Below are 24,294 nucleotides of genomic sequence, written 5' to 3'. Positions count from 1 at the left end.
ACGTGAGTGCAGATTTACACCACCAAAGGCTACTTGAATAAAATGGATTTATCACACCTCTTCGAACGCATTTTTCATGCCCGCCCCGTTGTCTGTCAAGGCACCACGCTAAACGAGGATATTATTCCGCACGACGACGTGTTACTTCCGTTTCTAATGGTCTATCTGGATGCGGTAACAGTGGGCACCAAACTGGAAAATACGCTTTGTGAATTTGAAGCCTATAAACACAGCGACTCACTTCTGTATCTGAAAGTGCGTAATGAAAAAATCCTTGACTACGATCTGGCTGAAAGTGTGATAAAGCATCTGAAGGGGTACCTGGGATTATCTGCTCCGAACGCAGATGAAATCGATATCCTGCCGTTGGTTACTTCGTTCAGAAACTGTCTCGTTAGTGTTAACGAGAATGAAATCATCAATAGAACCCATCAAATCTACAAGCTTGTAAGTAGCGATTTTAAGCTAAAAGTGGAACAATCCTTCGCAGAGCGAGCAATTAAGGAGCAACAAGAACGAATGGTGCCCCCTGAGTTTAGTGTCGATGATTTTGAAAATCTCTTTGATGAGTCAGACAGTTCCTCCCCCTCAACACCACCTTCTTCACCACCTTTAAACCTCAAAGAGGTTTATACAAACGTTGGCGGTATCACGAAGCGTTTTTTTGATGAAATATCAGTGGTGGTATGCGGTCAGTATCTGCAGGCGCAGCCTGGCAGAGATATCAACGACGTGTCTGTTAAACACCTTCCAAAAGCAGAGGTAAGTACCTTATTTGCTGCCACTATAAATATTCCCGAGGTGCTGTTAGAGCTGGCAGAGTATTTTCACTGCCAACCAAGCCAAGTAATAATGCCTGACGAAGTCTATTCAAAACGTACTTACCTGTTAGAAAACGCGGTTACCCGAAGCTTTTCTGTAAACGATGTGAGTAAAACCTGGTACAGCATTGCGTCATCTTACGCCCTATATCTAAACTTTACTGACGAAGCGCAACAATGTGTTAATCAGATATCTGTATTAAAAGGTATTCTAGGCTCTGAGTTTGTTGCCAAACTTATGCGCCTTAACTTGCCATTTATTAATCAATTAAAACAACTCAATCAAAGTAAAAACACCATAGCCAAAGCCGTCAAAATATCCCAGGCGCTCAATAGGGAGCTAAACGAAAAAATTATTGGCCAAGTTAAAGCAGTTAATCACCTGAGCAATGGTTATCTGTCTTCGAGTTTGGATTCGCCTGATGGTCCAAGGCTCATTTATACCTTCGCTGGCCCGTCTGGTGTTGGTAAGACCTATCTGGGATCGTCTTTTTGTGAACTGCTTAATCAACATGAACAGTCTGGCTATGCATTTACAGAGTTTAACATGGAGCAATATTCGCACGAAAAAGATGCCATGAAACTCTTTGGTACCGGTGTGCAATATACCGATGCCAGTCTTGGTACGCTCACCAGTAAAGTCAGGGCATGCCCCCGTCATATTTTGCTATTTGATGAAATAGAAAAAGCTCATAATACGGTAATTCAAACTTTACTAGGTATGTTAGATAAAGGCATTGCCCAGGATCAGACCAGTCAGGAACTCATAAGCTTTAAACAATGCATAGTGATTTTCACATCGAACCTAGGACAAGATGTATTAGCCAAAAATAGACAGGATCATGCCCTAAATGTTTTCGACGTATTGCGGCAGACCGCTAACCCGTCATCCGGTACCAAGCTATCTTTTGAATTTATAAATCGACTTGCTAAAGGCTATTCAGTGCTCTTTTCACCATTAAGAGCAAATCACTATTTACACATTGCCGATCAAGCCGTTAAACAATCGGCCAGAACCAATCACAATGTCACGTTTAATTGGCCTATGCGGTTTTCGTCATTTTTAGTCAGAGCCTTGGCGCCGGAGATATCAGCAAGACAGCTCGGTACCATATTGTCAAAAATTAAGGCTGATATCTTAACTAAATCAGCAGATTTAATTGATGAACAGTCTGAAACTATTGAATTAATCATCGCTGTTAATGAAAACGCCACGCAGGCAGAAGCAAGGCAAATGCTGCTGTTTGATAATGACAAGCGGCTACACGATGCTCTAAACGTGATTGATACTGCGGTGAATATTAATCACGTATCTACCCTAGAGTCTTTGCCTGAGCAAATGCAACAACAGCGGCCGGATGCTTTGCTAATTGACACAGAGTCTGTGTCTCAGTCGCAAACGTCATTGAGTGAAATCATTGAGAAAATAAGAGAGCAAAACAGCAGTATTCCTATTTTTACCTATCAACTTTCCCAGTCAGAGAATGCACTACAAACCGATAATACTTGTGTAGATGTTCTGGAGCATTTTTCTATTGCACTTAACGATGTAGAGCAAAGATTCTCTGTGTTAGTGGGTAAAGTAAATCATTATCTAACCGTTGAAAAAACGATTCAGAGAATGTTGTCCCGAAACGAGGCGCTCGATTACACGTTATCAGTGGAAAAGCGTGATAACAAGCTCGTCGCCACCTTTGACAACCTGCATTATAAGCAACTAATTCAGTCCAAAGATCTTCAGGAATCATCGCTCTTTCAGCAGAGCCTTCCAAGCGCCACACTTGATGACGTGATTGGACTTGAGCGAGCCAAGATGAGATTAACAGAGGTCATAGGCTGGCTGAAGAACCCCGAAAAGCTATCAAACTTTGGCATCAGGATCCCTACCGGTTTTTTATATGCAGGCCCTCCGGGCACGGGGAAAACACTTTTGGCAAAAGCTGTGGCAGGCGAATGCAAATTGCCGTTTTTCAGTGCATCTGCTGCAGAGCTTTCATCACCGCATTCATCAGGAACCACCGAAAATATCAAATCGGTGTTTGCAGTTGCCAGAAAATACGCGCCATCGATTTTATTTATTGATGAAATTGACGCTATCGCAGGTGAGCGCACGGCAAACAATGATGGGGCAAGCCGGGATCGCAATTTAACTGTTAATGCGCTGCTAACAGAAATGGATGGATTTAATACCCAGCAAGAACCGGTGTTTGTTATGGCGGCGACAAACCACCCTCACCTGCTTGACGACGCATTGACTAGGCCCGGGCGATTTGATGAGATTATTTATTGTGACTTACCGAATAGAAAAGCCAGGCAGGTTTTCTTTGAGCGTTTCGCTAATAAGCATAGCCTGAGCTGGCCAATTGAAACTGTGGAGCAATTGACCAATATTTCGCAGGGGATGTCGGCAGCACAAATTGATCAAGTGTTGAGAGAGTCAATTTATCAGGCCGTAGGCAACAATGAACCCCTCTCTACCGCACATGTAAAAGACACGATTGTGCGTATTGTATATGGTTCACCATCAGACAATATTACATTAAGCACAGAAGAAAAACGCAGAACCGCATATCACGAAGCAGCGCATTTACTCACTCACAAGCTATTATTTCCTACTCACCCGGTTGACTTTGTTACCATCGAGCCCCGCAATCAAGCATTGGGTTTTGTAGCCACACGTAGCCCTGATGAATACGAAAGTTTATCTAAACAGAAAGTTCACGACCAACTTCAGGTTTTGTTAGCAGGAAAAGTGGCGGAATCTATTTGTGCTTGCGATCAAAACCAGGTAAGCACAGGAGCGTCTAACGACATTGAGAAGGCTACTAGGCTGGCTATGCATGCCATTTTCGAGGGTGGACTTGAAGCGTCAGTTGGCCCAGTAAATGTAGGCATGTTAACCAAATACAAAGAGTCAGAGCTTCTAGCTAAGGCGCAAAACGCCGTAAAGACCTGGCTAGCAGACGCAGAAAAAAACGTCACTGCTTTACTACATGATAACTTAGAAAAACTTGAGCTGGTTGCTCTGACATTGATTGAAAAAGAATCACTTCTTAAAGATGAAATTGATACACTTTTTGTGTGAACTTTGCATTTCTGGAACTGTGTCATTTTGGAGTAAAACTAGATTCACTAATGGGTAAGAGGCTACAAACTCAAACGCATTTTTTAGCTACTTGCATCGAAAGAGAGTTCAACCACCAGTTTGCTGCATTATATAAACCACCTATGTTAATTGTTTAGGAGGAGGCGCGTAGACCGCTCTATGGGGATATGACGTCAAAAGCAATACAGAGTTATTGTTCAGAATCAGAACTACGCACTTCACTCCTTATCTTAGTGCAAAGTATTCTGTCTCTAATAAAAGACTTATCATTCGGTGAAGAACAATAATTAAGCTGAGTGAAATTGATGCGTTGCTATTGATGAATTTTTTAGTTGATAAATCAGATCTTTATTTTCATTTATTGCGAAAGCATATTTTAAGCCGGCTTTAACAGCTACATTGATGGAGCGCTCGTTACCTCGAGAAATAACAGCAAATACACGCAGTGATTTAAAATTTTTAGAGAACCAATCAACCACTATCTTACACGAATCGACTGCATACCCTTTACCCCAGTAAGCAGGATGAAGAACGTAACCAAGCTCCGCGTCTCCACATTCTTTTGTTACGTTTTCTCGCTTCAAATTACTTATACCTACAGCACCAACAATTGAGCCATTTTTATTATTCTCAATAAGCCAGTACCCGTACCCGAAGGTCACCCAAGAACCTTGAAACATTAGTAAATGACGCCAGACCTCTTCTGGAGTTTTTGTTTTGCCACCAGTATATTTAGTTACCAGCTTATTCCCCCAAATAGAACAGCATTCTTCGAAATCTGAGAGGTAATGCGTTCTAAGAGTAACCCGTTCAGATACGAGAGTTGGAATGATGGCGTCAGAAATGTTTTGTTTGTAAATCATCTAGTTTGCATCTTGAGGGTTATGAGTTATATTTCGTCGTTTCATCTACTCGACCATATTATATTTACAATTGATTCTTTTTGTTTTTCTGAACAGAATAAACCTACTTTTCTCAGACCAATAGAGCTGTGAAAAGTTTCAGACGCTATATTTCTAATCGGACTGAAGGCGGTAGCCGTAAAAAGGGTGTATCCTTCAAAATCCGATAGCACCCGTTCGTATAGCATTGTTGCTAAGCCTTGTCTTTTATAATTAGAGGTTACAGCGACTTTTGCAACCCAATATACTTTTGTTAAATCTATATCTTTGTCATCAAACAACACCATTGACTCACTGTGAAAGAGACTTTCCAATATTTTGTGCATTGGCGGTACGACCAAGACATAAGCGATTACGCTACTATTATCCTTTATAAGTCTTAAATAACCGTTTTCATACAATTCGAAGTAGGTATCAACCGAAGTGCCAGGAATAAAAAATCCGTCTTTTCCATTAGAAAATTTATTAAGTTGAAATGATTTCTCGATTTCGAAACACTCATTAACATCATTTTTGTTAGGTCTATCAATTTTCATATATACTCCTCGCTACTTTTTGAAGCACCATTTCTATCGACTCTCCTGCATTTCCATAAGTAAAGTGTTCACCGATCGAAGTAAAACCGAAAGAAGAGTAAAAGGACTCAGATGAAACACGTGAATAACACCATATAGTCTTAAAAAGGTTGTTATCAATCAAATCTTTCAACGCAAATTTCAAGAGAGCTTTTCCAACCCCAATTCCACGATACTGTTCTTCTACTGCCATAGCTCTCAAGCGCCAAGCAGATTGCTGCTGCCATTGAGTATCAATAAACGAGACGCAAGCGATACAACTATCTTGGTAAAACACGGCATAGTGACGTGAGAGTTCATCTTTATCTTCCTCAAACTGCACTTCCTCAATTGGATGCCCTCGCCTCAGAGCTTCGTGCCTCAGATTAATTATCTCAAACACTTCTGTCCTGCAAATTTTGGCTTTTGATAAAACTTGAGGTATGAGGTCCTGATTTTTCGTTAAGTCCTCAGTCAAAATTCCGTCCCTTCTATATTATATAACTCAGAAAATATACTGTTGTGGTCTTTACCTCTCAATATCCCCGTGATTCTTGTCAATGTTTTTAAATAGTCTTTATCTGACATCATCAATTTCACTACCTCATTTCGTTTAATTATATTTTCATTCATGTCAGACCACGCGTAACGTATCAAGGAACTGAGGTGGGAAACTAAAATCTTATCTGAAAGTATTGATTCTTCTAGAAATAAAAAAACTGGTTTTACATATTGGTTAGGGTTGTTCAGCAAAATACTGTGATTAAATTTATAATTAAAGCTGTAATGAGGAAAACCAATAATTGTTCTCACCGACGAGTCATTAGATGATAAGGCAGCTGTTACCTCCTCTGGCTTAGCCTCGCTAGCCATGGAACTGCCTGATAATTTGCTGTTTTTACGTAAATCGTTAAAGATAAAAAGCTCAGATGACGGCGTGTCCATCATAAGTAAATATTCACCATTAGCCTCTTTTTTTACATTACTAGCATTAGATAATATTCCGTGGGTCATTTTAGGCATTATGAAAGATGAGCTAAACGAACCTGACTTTTCCTGTAATAACAGACCAGTAGTAGCGATCGTTAACGAAAACCCATCTACTTTATAGTCAAAAGAAGAATTAAGTGCATTTTTTACTATTTCAACTGAGTGGGCATATTCATATTCGAAACTAACATTCGCGTTAAGAATATCTCTTAAATAATAGAATATTGCTAGTGTTCCAGCATGTGCGGGAGAAACAACAAAATGTAACTTTCTTCTTCTCAAGTATTTAATTGCTTCTTGAATATTTTTACCAAACCTAAAATTTTCTTTGATATTTTTCTCGTAATCACATAGTAAATGTGTACTCCCCATACCTATCAACGTTCTAAAGGAATGGTCTTCTACTACATGTTGAATTTCATTTACATGGCTGGATTTAGCGAATACGTCTGTAGAGTTTAGCATGGACGTAATCTCAGCTTGGTATACCTTTTCAAGCCACTGTCTATTTTCCTCTGAATCAAATGGAATAGGCCAGCCTGCAACAGTTGACCCAGGTTTTACTTTATCAATATTTATTTCATTAAAGAAACTGGCACTAACCTTTTTGATCAAATCGACAAAATCGACATAAGCAACTGTATGGTCGAGCTCCAGAGCCGCTCTAAACTCTAAAACCCTTTCATAATCATTGGTATTAGTTTTTGTGTGAGCTGTATTTTTAAATAAAAAAACCAGACTATTTTTATTACTAGTTCTAGCTTGCTCATACTCCAAGTTTGTAATGGAGAGTGACTTTGGATTATTGTGTGAAGGTATGAACCCATAACGCCACCCTACAAGCAAAATAAAAAGATCGCAGCTTCTTACGTCACTTAGGCACTTTTCAACAGGTGTCCTCGTGTCAGAGACATAATCTTCCATACACAATACATGATAACCAATCATCCGAAGCCATTCGATGACCTCAATGCGGCTCTGTTTTAAATCTTCTTGTGTAGATGAAACATATACTTTCACATGCAACCTAATTAATTCGCCTAAGTTAAAAAAGACACCGACTTTCAAGCTATTAGATAATAAACCCAGCAACTAGTACCTACAGTGTCACTGAAGAAGCATTTGACATTATGATCCCTGTAGATGTTATACCATGTTCAACCAAAAGCCTCCTCTGCACAAGTAACTATTCGCTTCTCTTTAAGACTAGGCGATATAGTTTGTCCTTAAGAATCCGTGAAATGAAATGTCTGTTCATAGTCTGCTTCTGTACCTTTTCCGTTAATTAATGTCGATTAAAAAATCTACAGGAATTTATACATGACTTTGTTTGTGAGATTACGCTCAAATTACCCCGGCTCCGACTCCTTAACTTCATAAATCTCTAGCCATTCAGCAACTTCTCTTGCACTAACATCACTGAGCTTATACAGCCCAACGTCCAATGCATCTGTTGACCTTGTTATGTCTAGATTCTTGTCGGAACGAAGACGTAAAAAATACTCTTTCATACTGTTAAAAAACGCCAGCATCGTTAATGATCGCTGTGAAGATATGTCAAACTCTGCATGATTTCTAACTGCGAATAAAAAAGAAGCGAGTATAGGAAACAGGATAGTTAAAAGTGTTGTTAACTTAGATGGGTAGTACCAAAATGACGTTTCAGGAACTTTGCCGTTCGTATATAAAAATATAAATACTGATTTAAAAACTAAGAAAACTGCTGTTAAGTAAAAGAGCCAATGTGTCCAACTAGAAAGCCTTTCTCCTAGCTGCTTCATCTTTGCAGCATTGTTAATGTGGTAATTACTTTGACCTTTTAGCCACTTATTTTGTAAAAACGCGATTGCGCTCTCTCTGTAATTAGTATCGGCCATCGGACACTGCCGAAAGCCTATATATCGGGTAACAGCTTCCGCATGAATACAGACCCATTGTCCACCCGAGTGACCATGTCCCAGTACTTCACGATGCATAAACTCATCACTACTTCTTGTATCTAAGAATGAAAAACATCGCCCCAGCGCAGATAAAAAGATATTGGGTCTAATAGCTTCTGCGAGACACCTACTTTGTAACCACAAGTGATGATTATGGGCATCGTACCTATATAGTAAGTAAATACTTATCAGTGCTATAGCTTTGAGCCCTACGGATGTATACAAAACTGCCGTATAATCTTTAAAAATTGCTCCTACCGCTGCACTTACAAGCGCCAATGCCGCAAGAGTGTAAATAAGGAAAAATGTACTTCTATGAATTGCAGCATACCGAACAGCTAATGAGTCCGCGACCTGAAAATGTGAAAAATAAGCATCAGGACTAACGGTTGTTTCAGTCTCTTCAACTTTGTTAAAAGTGCTATTTTTTATGTATTCTGATTTAATTTGGGAAACACGCTTTGCATCGAAAAAAAGCTGTTTAAACCAATTAAAGGAATGTGAACCCCTCAGTTTATCGAAAGCTGAAAATTTAGCATTGATAGGGCCACTGTAGTCATAGTCTGGTAAACACCTTCCGTCGAAGTCTAGAAATTTTGTACCTTTTTGTAACGCTTCTGCACTGCGAAGAATCGCATCTTCGCGTTTTGAAGCGTCCGACGAGACATATTCCGCATCTAATCGAAATATATCCGTAAAGAGCACCAGTCTGCTGAGTAAGGTCTTAATTGATGTTTGGCTTGTGGCTTCTACTGCTTCTTCACGTCCAAAGCGAGTCGATTGTAAGATTTGACAACTTTGTTGTCCGCTAGGATCTATTTGAATTACTGGCTTTCGAGCGTCAAGTGCCAATTGCACACTGCTTCGTGTGCCGGCCTTATGTTTATTATTTTTGTTAGAGATAGAATTGCCATCATAAACTGCGATGATCAAGTCACAATTTTCAACCAAAACTTTACTACAGCGAAAATACGCTGCATCTCTGCTATCGTCATTCGTATAGTCACCGTCTAATTCGACCAAGCGCGGAACTGACTGACTAACAACATTATCAATTAGTTGGTCAAACTCTTGGGCCTCAGTTAAAGCTGGATTGGTAGTGCTACTATTATGCTCAAAATCATTTCGATATTGGCTTTTTGAAAAAGGCAAAATTGCAGCATGTTCTATCTTAGTAATCTTGAGAAGTTTTTTAGCGAAACCAGCACCCATTCCGAGACGATCAGCCCCAACTGCGAGTGAACTAGTAAGCCTTATTATGGGAAGGGAGTTTTCACGACAATCGTATAATTCACTCGCAATCCGGTGATATTGTCGTTCGGTTTCACTTCCTTTTGTTTCATTTGAAGAAACATAGTTATGAAGGACAAAAGCGATTTGCTCGATTACCTGTTCGAGTTGCTTAGAGCAATAGCTTTCTTGAGCTTTGGTAAATTTCCTTGGACCTACTATTCCAACCCTGAGTGCTATAGGTACTTTGGGATATTCTAACGTTTTTCTGTAAGTCTCAAGTCTTTCGCTACATAGGGTTTCGGTCACTGCAACTACCTTACAACTTTCTTAGAAGTCATTTTTTTGAGCATCACTGGGATATGCAAAATTGCATCTCGATCCTTTTGCTTTTCAGATTCTTCAAGTAGATGCCATGGTTTCAAGCTAGGTGATAAACGCTTTACCGCATCTTTTTCACCTTCTGTGAATCGCCAACCACTCAGAAACTTTTCAGCCATCCATCTTAGATGTTCGGTCTGAGCCAAAATTTCTACATTTTCTCTAGAAAGTGCACTCTGCATTTCCCCTGGTTCAGGATTCGCTTTACCAGTTACCAGCCTACATTTCGTACTTATGTGATCGGCTTGATTGCGGTTTGCATCTTTAAGAGTTTCAGGTAGGTCATCCCAACTTACGAGCGAAGAATTGTCCTTAATCGTAAATCCTGCGGCGGTCTGTTCAGCGACATATTGTTCGTGGATGTTTCTTGCAAGCAAATCGTGCTCTTCGCCAAAGATATTTCTAAAGCTATTGGTGGTAGTATGTGTTTTCGCAAAATGAACTCCTTTTTCGTCAGCAAACTCTGAAGCTAGCCAACTAAAAGTTTCGTTATTTTCAGTTTCGGTCACCACAACGGGAGAAGACACAGACATGTCTAGGAAACTCTGTAAGGCCATTAAGGCTTTGTCAGATTCGTGCATAGAGATATAAGAGCAATTTAAATGACTTGCAGAGAGATGCTCATTAAACTCTTCTATGCTTGGCTCTTTTAAATAGACTTGCTTAATATTCAGATATTCTAACTTTTCTTCGTTTAACAAAAATGTATTCAGCTCGTTGCCTTCATCAGCAATTTTATTTATCGCTAATACTGTAATTTGCAAAGTCGTATTGGCGCCATAAATACCAATTTCAACTAACCTTTGAACCAACGATTCGATAAGTGGAGTGTCACCGACGATAGCTATATTGACATGAGATCTTGTAGCGATATCACTTATCAAACAATCGGGCCCAAATTCATTTAAGAGCCATCTTGCCGTTACTCTGTAACTATTGATAATTTTGGTGCTGAAGTTCGGGCGATTCACTGAAAATAATGGCCGATTATAAAGAGCTCTAACCAGTGACTGATTGTTGATCTTGCACACAGTATTGATAATAGACATTCGCTTTTGGCATGCGGCGTTATGTATCACTTCAAGATTTGTTGTGTCAGAGTCGGTAGAAGCGAATAAATAACTTGCTTGCTTTGTGTTTATCTTTTCTAAAACAACAGGGTCAGATGGATTGGCTGCAACAAAATATATTTTCTGCTTATTCAAGAGCCCAAGGTATTCACTATTTTCGTTAGAATCAACAACAACAGTTTTTATACCATGCTTTACCATTGAGCATGCTAGCTCAAAACTACCTTTATTTAGTCCAACGATGACGCAATGCTTTTTGAGCTTTTTAATTTGAATAGTAGTAACACTATTTTTCGCGAGTACTAATATCGTTTTTATCAGCGTGTAGCTTAATGTAGCTGGTGCCAACCAGCGCGCTAATTCCAGTGACCACGGTAGCTGGTCTTTGGCAGCGAATTGCATGAGAAAAAGGTTGATAGCGTGATAAATCGAATCAAGTAAAGTTGCGCTTTGTTTAGAGGTTTCAAAATATTGGTCGTAACCATGAACTCCCAATATGAAGGCAAAAACACCGACAATTATAAGACTGTATCTTTCATATGGCGAAAAGAAACTCGGTGTTACATGCTCGCTCAATTGAAACTCCCTTTACCTGATTACGATCATATTAAACAACAATGAATTTAGTTGCTTACGTTACATCAAAAAGTGCCGCATCACCATTGTTACGATATTGTCTAATCCTAAACCAATTAAATCATCACGCCAATAGGTTATCTTTTTGCTCATTAGCATTAGGCTATTTATATCGCTTCAGTTGTTTACATACGAAGGAAAACTAGCACCCAGGTGAAGAATGCTAGCCAAAACCTCCTATTCAATATTCTTTAAAAATAAATTCAAAAATTAACACACTGTTATGGAATTTAACTGAAAGGAGTAATTCCATGACATCTCATGTATCTAATAATAAGCAAGTTGAAGTACAAGGCCAGGTCTACGATAGCTTGTCTGCAGCAGCCAGAGCCTTTAGATTAAATAGCGATAAAGTGCTCGAGCGAGTCCGCTGCGGATGGAACATCTATGAAGCGCTTGAAATTGTAGAGCGAAAGCTGCCAACAATGAACTATCAAGACCGTATAGAACAATTTGCGGCTCAAGAGAAAATTAAAGCAGGTAGCGTAGGAAAGCGTTTATCGTTGAGACGCAGACGCATTAGAGAGTGGCTTAATTTGCCGAGTCACTCCCCCTACTCGACATAGCAATGCCTTAATCGTCACAGATTCAGAAGGGCGAACATTTGGCAGCTTAAAAGAAGCTTCTGCTGAAAAAGGCATGCATCGCTCAACATTAAAAAACGGCTGCTTAAAGCTCGTAAAAGTGAAGAAATACGCCTTTGAATCTGAAATGTCTAATTCCGCAGAATCCCTTTTACTTCTGTGCGCTCATCCACATTTACAGTTAAAAGACGACTTATTCTCTTCTGATGGCTACTACATACTTTTAGATAATCAAGTGCGCCTGCATTTATTCTTCAGAAATACTGGAGATAATGAATATATTGCATTTGCATCGATTGATGGGGTCACGTTGTTTAATGTTAACTGCGCGACAAACGGTTACGGCATATTTTCAAACAGCATGTTATTTCGTAACGCCACTTCACTAAAACCCCATGAAAAAACAGCATTGCACAATTTAATGCGTGGTTGTGCGAAGCAGAATTGGGAAATGTTCTTGGGTGACTTTGTTAAATACAAAATGCCGTAACAGGAAATCTCTATGGCTTTTTAACTGCAAATAACAAGGAAGTGAAATCTAGATTTGGTCACGAATTGTGACCACTCGTGACCATCCTGACAGTATTCATCTGTTTTCAGAAGAAAAAACGAAAAGAAACAGAAATTCCGAAAAAACTGCTCAAAACCGATTAGTTCAATGCTGACAATGAGTTAGGAAACTCAAATATTTTTAAAATGACGCTAGAGAAAACTTTTGGAAGAAAAATAGATGGTGCGTCTACCCTGATTCGAACAGGGGACCTCTACCATGTCAAGGTAGCGCTCTAACCAACTGAGCTATAGACGCATATAGAATTTTGTTGCACCTGATAGGTGGGCGAATGCCAAGCAACGGCGCGTATAATACTTAGCACGAGCCTTGCCTGCAAGGAAAACTTATCAAATGACGATTCAAGTGACTAATTTGACAGCAATTAGCCACTTTCTTCGACAATTGCGATTAACTTAAATCATTTTAAATGGAAGCGGCTTGATAGCGTCCACTAAGGATCCGTCGTTAACAGCACGCATAAAATATTCACCCAACCTGTCGGTTTCTTTCAATACTGTTTGCCAATACTTGATGCGCGTTTTTGCATCGAGTACTTCAAAATCTTTCCTATCGGGGATTTTGCTATAAGGCAAATTAGCAACAAACGATGCCGAAGGCACAAGCATTACAACGTTATCGTAGCTTGAACGATGAGGCACTCTGCCCTTCAAGCCCTTGTCGAACCACCCTGGAATGGGTTTGTCATAAAAATGAGGGTATAACACTAAGCCATCATCTGGTCCGAAGGACAAATCGAAATGGTAGTCAATAATACCGCCATCTCGATACGTTCCCTCTGGCGCCCCTTCAATTTGCTGTACGCCCTCAATAACCACAGGAATAGAACCAGACGCTAGCAGCGCGGTATGAATATTTCCGTGGGTTAACGTGTGGTACTGAGTAGGCAGTTGATACGGGTCTTTTATCGCAAATTCCGTATTCGGCGTAGAGAACACATAGCGTGTATATAAACGTGAAAGGTGTCTTCGGCTCATTGTATTGGCCGCTGCACTCATAGCCAAGCCAGAAAGCTGCCTGAATTTACTCTCAAAACGGGTAGCCCCTAAACATTTAGCAACTATAAGGTGGGCTTTAAAGCGCGGATTAGACAACACTTCTTGTTTACCTGCTTCATTCACCATTTCTTTGAGTAAGTCTTCGGCTTTCTCAGTAATTTCTCTAGGCGTAGGCTTATCACTGCTATAGGTCGTTGTTGAATAGGAAGAAGCCAAACGATTTATGGCTGCTAGGGGATCGTTTTGGACAGCGCAAATGGTACGAAACGCACCCGCTGATGAACCAATTACATGTATTTGATGCTCAACGTTGGCAAACCACTCGGGAAACAGTACGCGGTCTAGGCCAGCTAAAGAAAACCATTTCGGGCCGCCAGATGCCCCCAGAAAATAGCTAAATAACTCAGGCGTAAACCCGTTCTTCATTATGGATTCACGTGCTTTTTTACCTGCGTATATTTCTAAGGGTGCCACTCAATGTCCTCGCTATGCGCCAAATAGAAGCTCTGTATAAAGCGCTTGTTAAATATTTAGGGGGAAGCAACATGACTAATAAATCCAATAACTTCCCCATTTAATTAGTTTCGGGGGAATTTATCAGGTAAGGGCGCGAAAGTAACCTTTATAGCAATGTCCTCATATCTGCTCAGACCAGACTTTTCAACGACTTCACCCGATTTTTAAGGCCTAAGTGCATCTATCACTTTTACAAATATTCGATACTCATCTTCAGTGATATTTTTCAAACGCTTATTTTGCCACCCCACAATTTTTGGCAACAGAGCCCGATAGATTCGTTCTCCTTCAACTGACAATGAAATTAATGTAGCTCGTTTATCTCGCTTGCTCACTCGCTTAACAATAGCGTCTCGTTTCACCAACCGTTCTAGCGCTCGGGACACCTGCACTTTATCTAGTCGTGTGGCAATAGCAATTTCTTTTGCCGTTAGCAGTGATTTTGGCGTGCTTTCATTTCGGCCGCCTAATGTGGCTAAGATTCGCCACTCTGGTTTAGTAAGTTTATATTCTGCATATTCTTTTGAGAGCGACTCACTTAAATCGCTCGCAAGCATGGCTACCTTGTAGGCAAGCATATCTTCTAGCTGCATCTTTTAAGCCCTTATCACTGTATTACTCTTGCTATTTTTACTTCTGTGACCGCCTTAAAAGCCATGGTTGTTTTTCATTTACCTTAGGCGTTACTTATGACCACAGTATCGCTACCACCGGTCGAGCGTTCAGACGCATTCAACATTTACCCACGTAACTTTCACAGCTAATATCGTGCATTAAAAAACACGCAATACGTGTAACCTTGTAATGGCCCTCACATAAAAGGTGTAAAGCTAGCGTACCAAATGACGTTGGTTCCATTCCCTCTACTCGCCCGTCGCCATTGATTTACATTTCATTTACCTCTAGCCTAATTCACATAGTTTCATTTGTAACTACTTTATTTAGCATTCATCTGTACAGCCACATCGATGGCCGCCTTTGGGAGGGTTTATGGATAATTTGTCGTATTTAACGGGTTTTAATAACGAGCACGAGACAGAGGCGTTGCCTGGTGCCCTTCCTAAAGGCCAGTTCAGCCCACAAAAAGTGAATTATAAGCTTTACGCTGAACAGTTTAGCAGTACCGCATTTACTGCCCCGCGAGCAGAAAACCGCCGCAGCTGGACCTATCGTTTACGTCCTTCTATTGCTATGGGCGACTTTGAAAGAATTGATAATGGCCTAGTAAGAACAGCGCCTGAGTCCGATGTTCATTGCCCCCCGAATGTACTTAGGTGGGACCCTGTTCCCTTACCAGAGAAAGACGTTGATTTTGTAGACTCGCTCGTAACTATTGCCACTAACGGTGATGCTAAAGCCCAAGTAGGTATGGGCATTCACTGCTACAGTGCCAATGCCAATATGCAAAATCGTGTTTTCTACTCATCCGACGGAGAAATGCTTATTGTCCCCCAGCTAGGTGACATGCTGCTCACCACCGAGTTTGGCAGGCTCAACCTGTCTGTAGGCGAAATAGCCGTTATTCCTCGTGGCGTTCGTTTTTCGGTTAACCCTATTAATGGGCCAATTCGCGGATATATATGCGAAAACTACGGTCATCCTTTTGTGCTGCCAGAGCGCGGCCCGGTCGGCGCGAATGGCTATGCGAACCAGCGTGATTTTTGCTATCCCACGGCCTGGTTTGAAGATAACGAGACGCCTCACACTTTAGTAAACAAGTTCTGTGGAAATTTGTTCGAAGCAAAGCTCGATCACTCTCCTTTTGATGTGGTGGCTTGGGTAGGTAACTCTGCCCCTTATAAATATGACTTATCCCGTTTCAACGTTATGAACACCGTAAGTTTTGACCACCCAGACCCTTCGATATTTACCGTGCTTACCTCACCATCTGAGTTAGAAGGTACGGCGAACGTTGACTTCGTTATTTTCCCTCCAAGGTGGATGGTTGCTGAAAATACTTTTCGTCCGCCGTACTACCACAGAAACATTATGAGTGAGTTTATGGGGCTCATTGAGGGAATGTACGACGCCAAAGAGCACGGTTTTGTGCCAGGCGGTATGAGCCTTCACAACTGTATGACTCCCCATGGGCCAGAAGCTGAAGTATTTGAAAAAGCCTCAAATGCCGAGCTTTCACCGCAGCGTTATGAAAACACGCTGGCGTTTATGTTTGAGTCTCGCTATGCCATTGCGCCAACGGAGTTCGCTTTAAACAGTGATATTCGTCAACGAGATTATTTGGCGTGCTGGAAAGGCCTTAAAAAGTACTATGATGGTGAAAAATAAGCGCCCTGGGATTAGTAACGTTACACGTACTGATACCTAAACGAGCAATTGTACTGATTTTTGAACACTACCGACAAGCATCACCTTTGCTTAATAGCATTTATTTTCAAACAGTTAGGGAAAGTTAGCTTTCCCTAACACAGCATCTCATTCACTGGTGAAAACAAAACGTTACAGCTCTGCTTTCCATGCCCAAAATCCTTGAACTCGACACCTATTGCTTGCTTTTTCACTGCGCCCTTACAATCAGGTAACAATTATAAAATGTGATTTACGTTGAGGATGTATCCCTATGGCTGATTTGTTTGAAAACCCTATTGGTTTAGACGGGTTTGAATTTTTAGAGTTCACTGCGCCGAAAAAGGGCATGTTGGAACCCATTTTTGAAGCTATGGGCTTTACCCTTGTTGCTCGCCACAAATCAAAAGACGTGGAATTATGGCGTCAAGGCGACATCAATTTATTAAGTAACTACGAAAAGAAATGCCATGCAGCCTATTATGCCGAAGAACACGGCCCATCAGCGTGCGGTATGGCATTCCGAGTTAAAGATTCACAGCATGCCTATAAAGAAGTGCTGGCCCGCGGTGCACAGCCTATGGACACCCACACCGGTCCAATGGAACTAAAGCTTCCTGCCATTAAAGGTATTGGCGGTGCAATGCTTTACCTTATAGACCGTTATGAAGGCGAAAACACCATTTACGACATCGACTTCAACTGGATTGAAGGCGTTGACCGCCATCCTGAAGGATGTGGCTTCCATACGCTCGATCACCTCACCCATAACGTGTACCGCGGCCGCATGAATTTCTGGGCAGGGTTCTACGAAAAGCTATTCAACTTTAGAGAAATTCGCTATTTCGATATTAAAGGTGAATACACGGGTCTATTATCGAAAGCCATGACGGCGCCAGACGGTAAAATTCGTATACCGCTAAATGAAGAAGCGGTTGGCGGTGGTGGCCAAATTGAAGAGTTCTTAATGAAGTACAATGGTGAAGGTATTCAGCATATCGCTTTCGCTTGTGACGACCTAGTGGCGTGTTTAGATAAGCTTAAAGCGAAAGGCATGAAGTTTATGACGCCTCCGCCAAATACCTACTACGACATGCTTGAAGAGCGTCTTCCTGGGCATGGCGAAAACGTAGATGAGCTACAAAAGCGCGGTATTCTATTGGACGGCACAACGGAAAATGGTGAGCCTCGCCTACTGCTTCAGATATTTTCTGAAACCGTTTTCGGCCCAGTGTTCTTTGAATTTATCCAACGCAAACAAGACGAAGGTTTCGGCGAAGGTAACTTCAAGGCACTATTTGAGTCGATTGAACGCGATCAAGTGAATCGCGGCGTGCTAAACAAGTAGTTAGATAACTAATAAATACGAAGGCAGCAAGTATCATTACTTGCTGCTTTTTTATGACTAATAGATTTCGCTTAACTCTGGTCTTTTTCGTAGAGCGCGCACGCAGCACCACTTGGATCAATAATCACACAGAAGCTGTCTTTTCCGTGATGACGTATATCTCCCACCTGCTTTCCACCTCTTGCGGTAACTTCTTTCAACGCAGCGTCTAGGTTTTCTACGGTAAAGTAATTAATCCATCCACTTGGGTACTGCGCATTTACTCCCTGTTTATGACAAATGCCGCCCACAGGCGTACCATCGGTTTTCATCATCACATAATCATTGTAGCCGCCCATATCAATGGGCTCTTTCTTCCAGCTCATCACCGCTTCATAAAAGCTGACAAGTTCGTCTGCATTTTCTACCGTAATATCGCACCATGAAGAATCTGACATTGTCTTTCCCTCTGTTGTTGGTTGGGACATTTGCGCACGTTAAGTGCCAGTTAATGCTTACATACCCAGTTAGGTAAACACACGATAGGCGCAATGCCCCATCACCATAATAAGCAAAACGTGATAACAAAAGCGTTAGCGTTTAACAGTAATACCTTACAGAGATTTTGTTAACTAATAGATCATTTCAATTTACTCATGGTTTAAAAGCAATAAGCGAAGTATGTTCGATCATTTAAATCTAAGGTTTTAGAAATGCGCAAATTTCTGAAAAAAGCTATGGTTGTCAAGCTAAGAAATTGCAAAATTACAAAACATTTTTTATTTTAGTTGTAGACATGGCCTGTGGAAAATGCTTGTTAAATTGAGAATGTTATCCACTGAACATTGTTTGTACAGTTTATTTATTCCTTTAAATACAAAGGCTTACAACAAAGCCCCAAACTACTCAACAAACTTATCCACAGATTAAGTGGATAACACGTAGCACTTAATCACAGTTAGTGGTTTAATGTGAATATCTTCGAAGTTATCTTTTTTTCGGTTTCTCATGCCCAAACAAACACTTTTAGTCAGAGGATCTTTGTTTACAATTCACAGCTTGGATCCTGAAACCAATATCCCCGCATCTGTACTTACTAGCCCTCTTTTTTTCTTAGGCAAAACAGAAGATGAACTATCTATTGTTGTGCCTGACTCAGTAGACATACCGTCACTAGATAGTGATGAAGGTTGGCGTGCACTTGAACTGTTAGGGCCTTTGCACTTGTCCATGGTAGGGATCATGGCCCAAATTGGCCAAGTGTTAGCATCAGCAAAAGTGGCTATATTTGTGGTATCAACCTTCGACACTGACTTCTTTTTAGTAAAAGACAATAAACTAAAAGATGCCATTAGTGCGCTTAAGAAAGCTGGCTATTCGGTAAGTGAGGACGTCTAATACCGTGAATGCTAAGCAACTACAATACACACCAGACAGTTTTACCAAGCAGTTTGTAACTTTAAGCCCGTTTTCAGGGCAAGTGGTTTCACTCTCACACGTTGACGATCCCTATTACAAAAGTGGCCTTATGGGTCCTGGTGCAGCAATAAGCTCAACATCAAATACTGTCTTATCGCCTTTCGCTGGTAAAGTATTGAGCGTTTCCCCGCTAGATTACGCTATCGACATACAGTCTAGCGCGGGCCTTAAATGCAAAATTAAATATGGTGGCGATACGAGTCATTTGCATGGCGCACAATTCGCCTGTTCTTTGAAGCGGGGCGATGAAATAAGACTTAAACAAGTACTTTTTACCGTGAATGCTGCATGGCTAAAGCAGCGCGGTGTTAGCAATACCTGTTCAATGACGGTGCTTAATGCAAATGCGCTTATCGGCGTAGTGCCTACGCATCAAAAGTTTGTCGAAGCGGGCGAAGATACGTTGTTGACACTTTACCTCTAAGGCCTGTTGACCTAATTGTAAAACAGGCTTTCAGCCCTGAATGATTTGCTATTAAAAATCATCGCAAGTGAGTTTATCAACGTATCAACAGCTTGTATGATGTAGCACATTGAAAAACAAAAATGTACAGGCGCACTGTTTTCGGGCTATTGCGGTTTTCTATTTTCTCTAGCTCTTCGAAACAACGCCACATAATGGCGCTGTTCTAACCAGCGCCTTTCATTTACAAACAACAAAGTAGTACGGAATAAATCACCATGAGCACAATCCTTTATGGGATCCCAAACTGTGACACCATTAAAAAAGCAAAAAAATGGTTAGCAGACAACGATATCGCTTTCACATTTCACGATTATCGCAAGGACGGGATAGATAACGACTTTCTTGTACGCGCCGAGTCTGAGCTTGGCTGGGAAGCAATGCTCAACAAACGCGGCACAACCTTTCGCCAGCTAGAAGAGCAAGAGAAAGCGAATCTAGATAAAGACAAAGCCCTTGCCTTACTTGAGCTTCACCCTGCCATGGTTAAACGCCCTATCCTTCTTCACAACGACGCGTTTTATATTGGTTTTAAAGCACCGCAGTATGAGGAAATATTTTGTTAAACGATTCTGTTATTGAAATTGCTAAACAATTAATAAACCGCCGTTCTGTAACACCAGAAGATGCGGGTTGCCAAGAAGCCATGGGCGAGTTTTTAGGTGCTTTAGGGTTTAATAATGAAACCATGGTATTTGAAGACACGACGAACCTTTGGTCTCGCCGAGGTAAAGAAGGCCCGGTGTTTTGTTTCGCAGGCCATACTGATGTGGTACCTAGTGGCCCGGAGTCAGCATGGCAAACACCGCCATTTACCGCGACAGAAGTTGACGGCTATCTGCATGGGCGCGGCGCAGCTGACATGAAAGGCAGTCTTGCCGCTATGCTAGTAGCCACCCGCGAGTTTGTGAACAAATATCCTGATCATAAGGGAAGCATTGCCTATCTTATTACTAGCGACGAAGAAGGCCCGTTTATAAACGGTACCACTCGTGTTATTGATACCCTTGAAGCCCGTAATGAGAAAATTGATTGGTGTATTGTTGGCGAGCCCTCTTCAACTGACGAAGTAGGCGATATTGTTAAGAATGGCCGTAGAGGTTCATTAACGGGTGATTTGATCGTAAAAGGCGTCCAAGGGCACGTGGCCTACCCTCACTTAGCTAAAAACCCTGTACACAGTGCAATGGCAGCCCTTGACGAACTCGCTAAATCTCATTGGGATAACGGCAACGACTTTTTCCCTCCCACCAGCTTCCAGATTTCAAACATTCACGCGGGTACAGGTGCGGGCAATGTGATCCCGGGTGAACTGCACGTTTGCTTCAACTTCCGATTTTCAACGGAAGTGACCGACCAAATTCTCATTGAAAGAGTCACGGCAATTTTGGAAGCCCACGAACTTGAGTACGAGATTAAATGGACGTTTAACGGTCAACCCTTTTTGACCGATACGGGTGCACTATTAGAGGCCACTCAAGGTGCAATAGCGGCGGTTAAAGGAACACCTACCGTGCTGTCTACTGCTGGCGGTACATCAGATGGTCGCTTTATTGCGCCAACAGGTGCACAAGTCATAGAGCTAGGCCCTGTGAATGCCACTATTCACAAAATTGACGAGTGCGTGAAAATGTCTGACCTTGAACAGCTTGCAGATATGTACTTCGGTATTTTAGAACGCTTGTTGGCTAAGTAGCCGCTATTAATGGTTATTATTCAAGTGCCAGAAAAAGCGTGGTTAGGCCAGCACAACGACTATCTCGTTGATGCTGGCAACGGCCATAGACTGCATCGCGACGTTATATCGCCGTTTCTTGCCATGCAAGATGCTGCGCAAAAAGACGGTATAGACTTACAGTTGGTCAGTAGCTTTCGTGATTTCGACAGACAAACTGCCATCTTTAACCGCAAATGGGCAGGCCAAGCACAGCTTCTTGATACCAACGGCGTTGAACTGCCTTTCGAGACGCTAGGTGACAACGAAAAGCTTCACGCTATTTTGACATGGTCTGCGCTACCAGGCGGCAGTCGCCACCATTGGGGCACTGACATCGACGTGTACGACAGAACTGCCGTGCACAACTGGAGCGGAAAGTTTAATCTTGTCGAAAGCGAATATCTTTCTGGCGGACCGTGCCACGCTCTGTCCTGTTGGCTAGCTGAAAATATGGAACAGTTTGGCTTTTATCGCCCTTTTTCGGTTAATACGGGTGGCGTCGCAGTAGAGCCATGGCATTTAAGCTTTCGAAACACAGCGTGTGTTTTCGAAAATGCCAGGCACTTAGATGGCTTTACAAAAGCCATTGAGCAAAGCGATATAGAAGGTAAAACCTGTATTTTGCCTCAGCTACCTAGCTTGTATAATCGCTACGTATTAAACAAAGGGCTGTAGCCTACGGAATTTTTATGAGTACTACCTGGGTCATCATCATTATTGTTTTAGTATTGGGCGTTGTGATTGGGAATATCACGCTGCTTAAATACAGTGCTAGATTTAAATTTCCAACACCTTCCAAACCTTATGATGATAGTGACGACGATGCAAACAAGGACAGTGAAAGCGCGAATACATCCCTTAAAGACGAAGATAAAAACAGCAACACCCCTATGAAATAACCCTATTCTGAAAGAGTCTGTCGCGGCATTTTAATCGAAGCCTAAATAAAGCTTTTATAATTAGAGGCTTTTGTAATTAGAGGCTTGTACCAATTGTTTATACCGATGCCGACGCAGGCACTTCAGTATTGGGGCTCTCAATTATTCATTCACAATTCACTTCTCACATTTAAACACACTCTAAGAGGTTCTAGACGTGTCTAAAAAACAATCTTTACTGGGCAATATCGGCGTACAAGTTGTCATTGCAATGATTATTGGTACCGCTGTTGGCGCCTTTATGGGTGAAAGCGCTGAAATGTTCGCACCACTGGGTGCGATTTTTATCAATTTAATTAAAATGCTGGTCATTCCATTGGTGGCAGTGGCACTTATCTCTGGCGCTGCGGGGCTTGGCAACAGCACTAATGCAGGAAAAGTGGGGCTATCTACCCTTGCTTATTTTGCGTTAACGTCGGCACTTGCCGTAACACTGGCTCTCATTATGGGTGAAGTATTTAAGCCTGGACTGGGTATCGACGTTTCAGCAGTAGAAGGGATGTTCTCCGGTGAATACGCCTCTCAAGGTGAGCTACCTTCATTTTGGGCTACGGTTACGGGTATGATCCCCACCAACGTATTTGCGTCGTTAACCAACGCGAACATTCTTCAAATCCTGGTATTTTGCTTGTTCTTCGGTCTCGCCCTTTCTAAACAACCTAAAAAGAACCGCGAGCCTATTTTAAATGGCGTGAACACTATCGTTGATGCCATGGTTTGGATGATCAACTGTGTGATGAAAATCGCGCCTATCGGCGTATTTGGTTTAATGGCAGAGGCAGTAGGAACATTTGGTTTCGCCGCGCTCATGGTGGTATTCAAACTATTCCTAGTGTTTATTGCTGCGATCGTAGTGTTTGGTTTTGTGGTTTACCCGCTTTTGGTACAGCTATTTACAAAAACGTCGGCTAAGTCATTTCTCGTCGCTATGAAAAAGCCACAGGCGGTAGCCCTTTCGACCGCATCATCCATGGCGACACTGCCGGTTACTATGAATACAGTAGAGAATGAGTTAGGTGTAAGAAATGCAACGGCATCTTTTGTACTGCCGTTAGGCGCCACTATCAATATGAGTGGAAATGCCATTTATTATGGCTTAGTTGCGGTGTTTTTTGCGCAGCTTTTCAATATAGATTTGTCTATGGGCGCTTATATCGCCATCATCCTAACCTCTACCCTTGGCGCGGTTGGTCAAGCGGGTGTACCTGGGCCATCATTCTTGGTCGTTGCCGTGTTGCTTGCTGCCGGCATTCCCATTGAAGGTTTACCTCTGTTATTTGCCTTGGACAGAATTTTCGACATGATCCGTACTGCGCTAAATATTACCGGTGATGCAGCATGCGCGGTGATCGTAGATACGATTGCCATTGATGCTGATGCTGTTGAAGAGCAGGTAATAAAAGATACGGCCAAATAAAGCCTAGTCTTACAGATAGAAAAGGGCAGCAAAGCTGTTTGAAACGCTTAGGCTGCCTTTATTGATTGGATTGTATCGCTTTTTGCTTATCGCTATTTTATACCAGTCCGCATAGATAATTACCCACTCAGCGAGACTTAAAATGTTCGTAATCGCGGCGTGTTACCGCAGGTATAGTGGTTCTACATTAAGGTGACACAACAAAGAGTACGGACATTTTAAACTCGCCCTTCGGGAAGGTCTGGCAAGCTTCCTAACTTCATTCTGGGAATTTGAAAGGGAACAGCCATTCCTGCATTCCCACGCTTCGCTAGGAAACTTGCCAGCACCTTCTGAGTGGGCAATTATCT

General features: G+C 41.7%; 21 protein-coding genes and 1 tRNA gene. 12 read left to right on the top strand and 10 right to left on the bottom strand.

Annotated features, from left to right (window positions below; translation table 11 throughout):
• Window positions 1–42: 42 nt before the first annotated feature.
• A complete protein-coding gene (locus tag AC27KT_RS04390; RefSeq protein ID WP_487127709.1) occupies window positions 43–3,906 on the top strand; it encodes an AAA family ATPase in 3,864 nt (1,287 codons plus the stop codon).
• Between the two features lie 308 nt (window positions 3,907–4,214).
• On the opposite strand, the gene AC27KT_RS04385 is transcribed toward AC27KT_RS04390, so the two are convergent.
• From AC27KT_RS04385 to AC27KT_RS04360, 6 genes are all read right to left on the bottom strand, one after another.
• Window positions 4,215–4,790, bottom strand: a complete 576-nt coding sequence (locus AC27KT_RS04385) for a GNAT family N-acetyltransferase (RefSeq protein ID WP_487127707.1) — start codon at window positions 4,788–4,790, stop codon at window positions 4,215–4,217.
• Window positions 4,791–4,831: 41 nt separating this feature from the next.
• On the bottom strand, window positions 4,832–5,365 hold the full coding sequence (locus AC27KT_RS04380; protein WP_487127705.1) for a GNAT family N-acetyltransferase: 534 nt from the start codon (window positions 5,363–5,365) through the stop codon (window positions 4,832–4,834).
• Window positions 5,355–5,861 (bottom strand): GNAT family N-acetyltransferase, encoded by a 507-nt coding sequence (locus AC27KT_RS04375; protein WP_487127703.1) that lies wholly within the window; start codon window positions 5,859–5,861, stop codon window positions 5,355–5,357. The genes AC27KT_RS04380 and AC27KT_RS04375 overlap by 11 nt, the downstream gene beginning before the upstream one ends.
• A complete protein-coding gene (locus tag AC27KT_RS04370; RefSeq protein ID WP_487127701.1) occupies window positions 5,858–7,465 on the bottom strand; it encodes a DUF4062 domain-containing protein in 1,608 nt (535 codons plus the stop codon). Before AC27KT_RS04370 ends, AC27KT_RS04375 begins: the two co-directional genes overlap by 4 nt.
• Before the next feature lie 257 nt (window positions 7,466–7,722).
• Complete coding sequence (locus AC27KT_RS04365; protein WP_487127699.1) at window positions 7,723–9,852, bottom strand: hypothetical protein; 2,130 nt, start codon at window positions 9,850–9,852, stop codon at window positions 7,723–7,725.
• Window positions 9,853–9,857: 5 nt separating this feature from the next.
• Window positions 9,858–11,570, bottom strand: coding sequence for an NAD-binding protein (locus tag AC27KT_RS04360; protein ID WP_487127697.1), 1,713 nt, complete (start codon window positions 11,568–11,570; stop codon window positions 9,858–9,860).
• A 311-nt stretch (window positions 11,571–11,881) separates the two neighbouring features.
• Between AC27KT_RS04360 and AC27KT_RS04355 the strand changes: the two genes are divergently transcribed.
• Entirely contained in the window at window positions 11,882–12,196 is a 315-nt protein-coding gene (locus tag AC27KT_RS04355) for a hypothetical protein (protein WP_487127695.1), read from the top strand.
• A gap of 118 nt (window positions 12,197–12,314) precedes the next feature.
• The gene (locus AC27KT_RS04350; protein WP_487127693.1) at window positions 12,315–12,704 is read left to right on the top strand and encodes a hypothetical protein; all 390 of its coding nucleotides are present in this window, start codon (window positions 12,315–12,317) and stop codon (window positions 12,702–12,704) included.
• A gap of 241 nt (window positions 12,705–12,945) precedes the next feature.
• Here AC27KT_RS04350 and AC27KT_RS04345 read toward each other — a convergent pair.
• The 3 genes from AC27KT_RS04345 to AC27KT_RS04335 form a co-directional block, all read right to left on the bottom strand.
• Window positions 12,946–13,022 (bottom strand) — tRNA-Val (locus AC27KT_RS04345).
• Between the two features lie 158 nt (window positions 13,023–13,180).
• On the bottom strand, window positions 13,181–14,257 hold the full coding sequence (locus AC27KT_RS04340) for a patatin-like phospholipase family protein (protein ID WP_487127691.1): 1,077 nt from the start codon (window positions 14,255–14,257) through the stop codon (window positions 13,181–13,183).
• 206 nt (window positions 14,258–14,463) lie between these two features.
• Complete coding sequence (locus tag AC27KT_RS04335; protein ID WP_487127689.1) at window positions 14,464–14,892, bottom strand: MarR family winged helix-turn-helix transcriptional regulator; 429 nt, start codon at window positions 14,890–14,892, stop codon at window positions 14,464–14,466.
• A gap of 397 nt (window positions 14,893–15,289) precedes the next feature.
• On the opposite strand from AC27KT_RS04335, the gene hmgA reads away from it, so the two are divergent.
• Window positions 15,290–16,585: a homogentisate 1,2-dioxygenase gene (hmgA, locus tag AC27KT_RS04330; protein WP_487127687.1), complete on the top strand. Its 1,296-nt coding sequence runs from the start codon at window positions 15,290–15,292 to the stop codon at window positions 16,583–16,585.
• Between the two features lie 292 nt (window positions 16,586–16,877).
• Window positions 16,878–17,951 carry a 4-hydroxyphenylpyruvate dioxygenase gene (gene hppD / locus AC27KT_RS04325; protein WP_014978916.1) on the top strand — a complete coding sequence of 358 codons (1,074 nt, stop codon included), beginning with the start codon at window positions 16,878–16,880 and terminating at the stop codon, window positions 17,949–17,951.
• Between the two features lie 71 nt (window positions 17,952–18,022).
• Here hppD and AC27KT_RS04320 read toward each other — a convergent pair whose 3' ends face one another.
• The gene (locus AC27KT_RS04320; protein ID WP_487127685.1) at window positions 18,023–18,388 is read right to left on the bottom strand and encodes a VOC family protein; all 366 of its coding nucleotides are present in this window, start codon (window positions 18,386–18,388) and stop codon (window positions 18,023–18,025) included.
• A 550-nt stretch (window positions 18,389–18,938) separates the two neighbouring features.
• Here AC27KT_RS04320 and AC27KT_RS04315 point away from each other — a divergent pair.
• The 7 genes from AC27KT_RS04315 (at window position 18,939) to AC27KT_RS04285 (ending at window position 23,944) form a co-directional block, all read left to right on the top strand.
• Window positions 18,939–19,328, top strand: a complete 390-nt coding sequence (locus AC27KT_RS04315; RefSeq protein ID WP_487127683.1) for an ACT domain-containing protein — start codon at window positions 18,939–18,941, stop codon at window positions 19,326–19,328.
• Window positions 19,329–19,332: 4 nt separating this feature from the next.
• Entirely contained in the window at window positions 19,333–19,833 is a 501-nt protein-coding gene (locus AC27KT_RS04310; RefSeq protein ID WP_487127681.1) for a PTS sugar transporter subunit IIA, read from the top strand.
• A gap of 257 nt (window positions 19,834–20,090) precedes the next feature.
• Entirely contained in the window at window positions 20,091–20,438 is a 348-nt protein-coding gene (locus AC27KT_RS04305) for an ArsC family reductase (protein WP_487127679.1), read from the top strand.
• On the top strand, window positions 20,432–21,568 hold the full coding sequence (dapE, locus tag AC27KT_RS04300) for a succinyl-diaminopimelate desuccinylase (RefSeq protein WP_487127677.1): 1,137 nt from the start codon (window positions 20,432–20,434) through the stop codon (window positions 21,566–21,568). Before AC27KT_RS04305 ends, dapE begins: the two co-directional genes overlap by 7 nt.
• Before the next feature lie 9 nt (window positions 21,569–21,577).
• Window positions 21,578–22,264, top strand: coding sequence for a M15 family metallopeptidase (locus AC27KT_RS04295; RefSeq protein ID WP_487127675.1), 687 nt, complete (start codon window positions 21,578–21,580; stop codon window positions 22,262–22,264).
• A gap of 14 nt (window positions 22,265–22,278) precedes the next feature.
• Window positions 22,279–22,488 carry a DUF2897 family protein gene (locus tag AC27KT_RS04290; protein WP_487127673.1) on the top strand — a complete coding sequence of 70 codons (210 nt, stop codon included), beginning with the start codon at window positions 22,279–22,281 and terminating at the stop codon, window positions 22,486–22,488.
• Between the two features lie 196 nt (window positions 22,489–22,684).
• Window positions 22,685–23,944: a dicarboxylate/amino acid:cation symporter gene (locus AC27KT_RS04285; protein WP_487127671.1), complete on the top strand. Its 1,260-nt coding sequence runs from the start codon at window positions 22,685–22,687 to the stop codon at window positions 23,942–23,944.
• Window positions 23,945–24,294: the final 350 nt, after the last annotated feature.

It is taken from the genome of Alteromonas sp. 5NW40-0090 (assembly GCF_057552975.1).
This window is presented reverse-complemented; position numbering and strand designations above follow the sequence as displayed.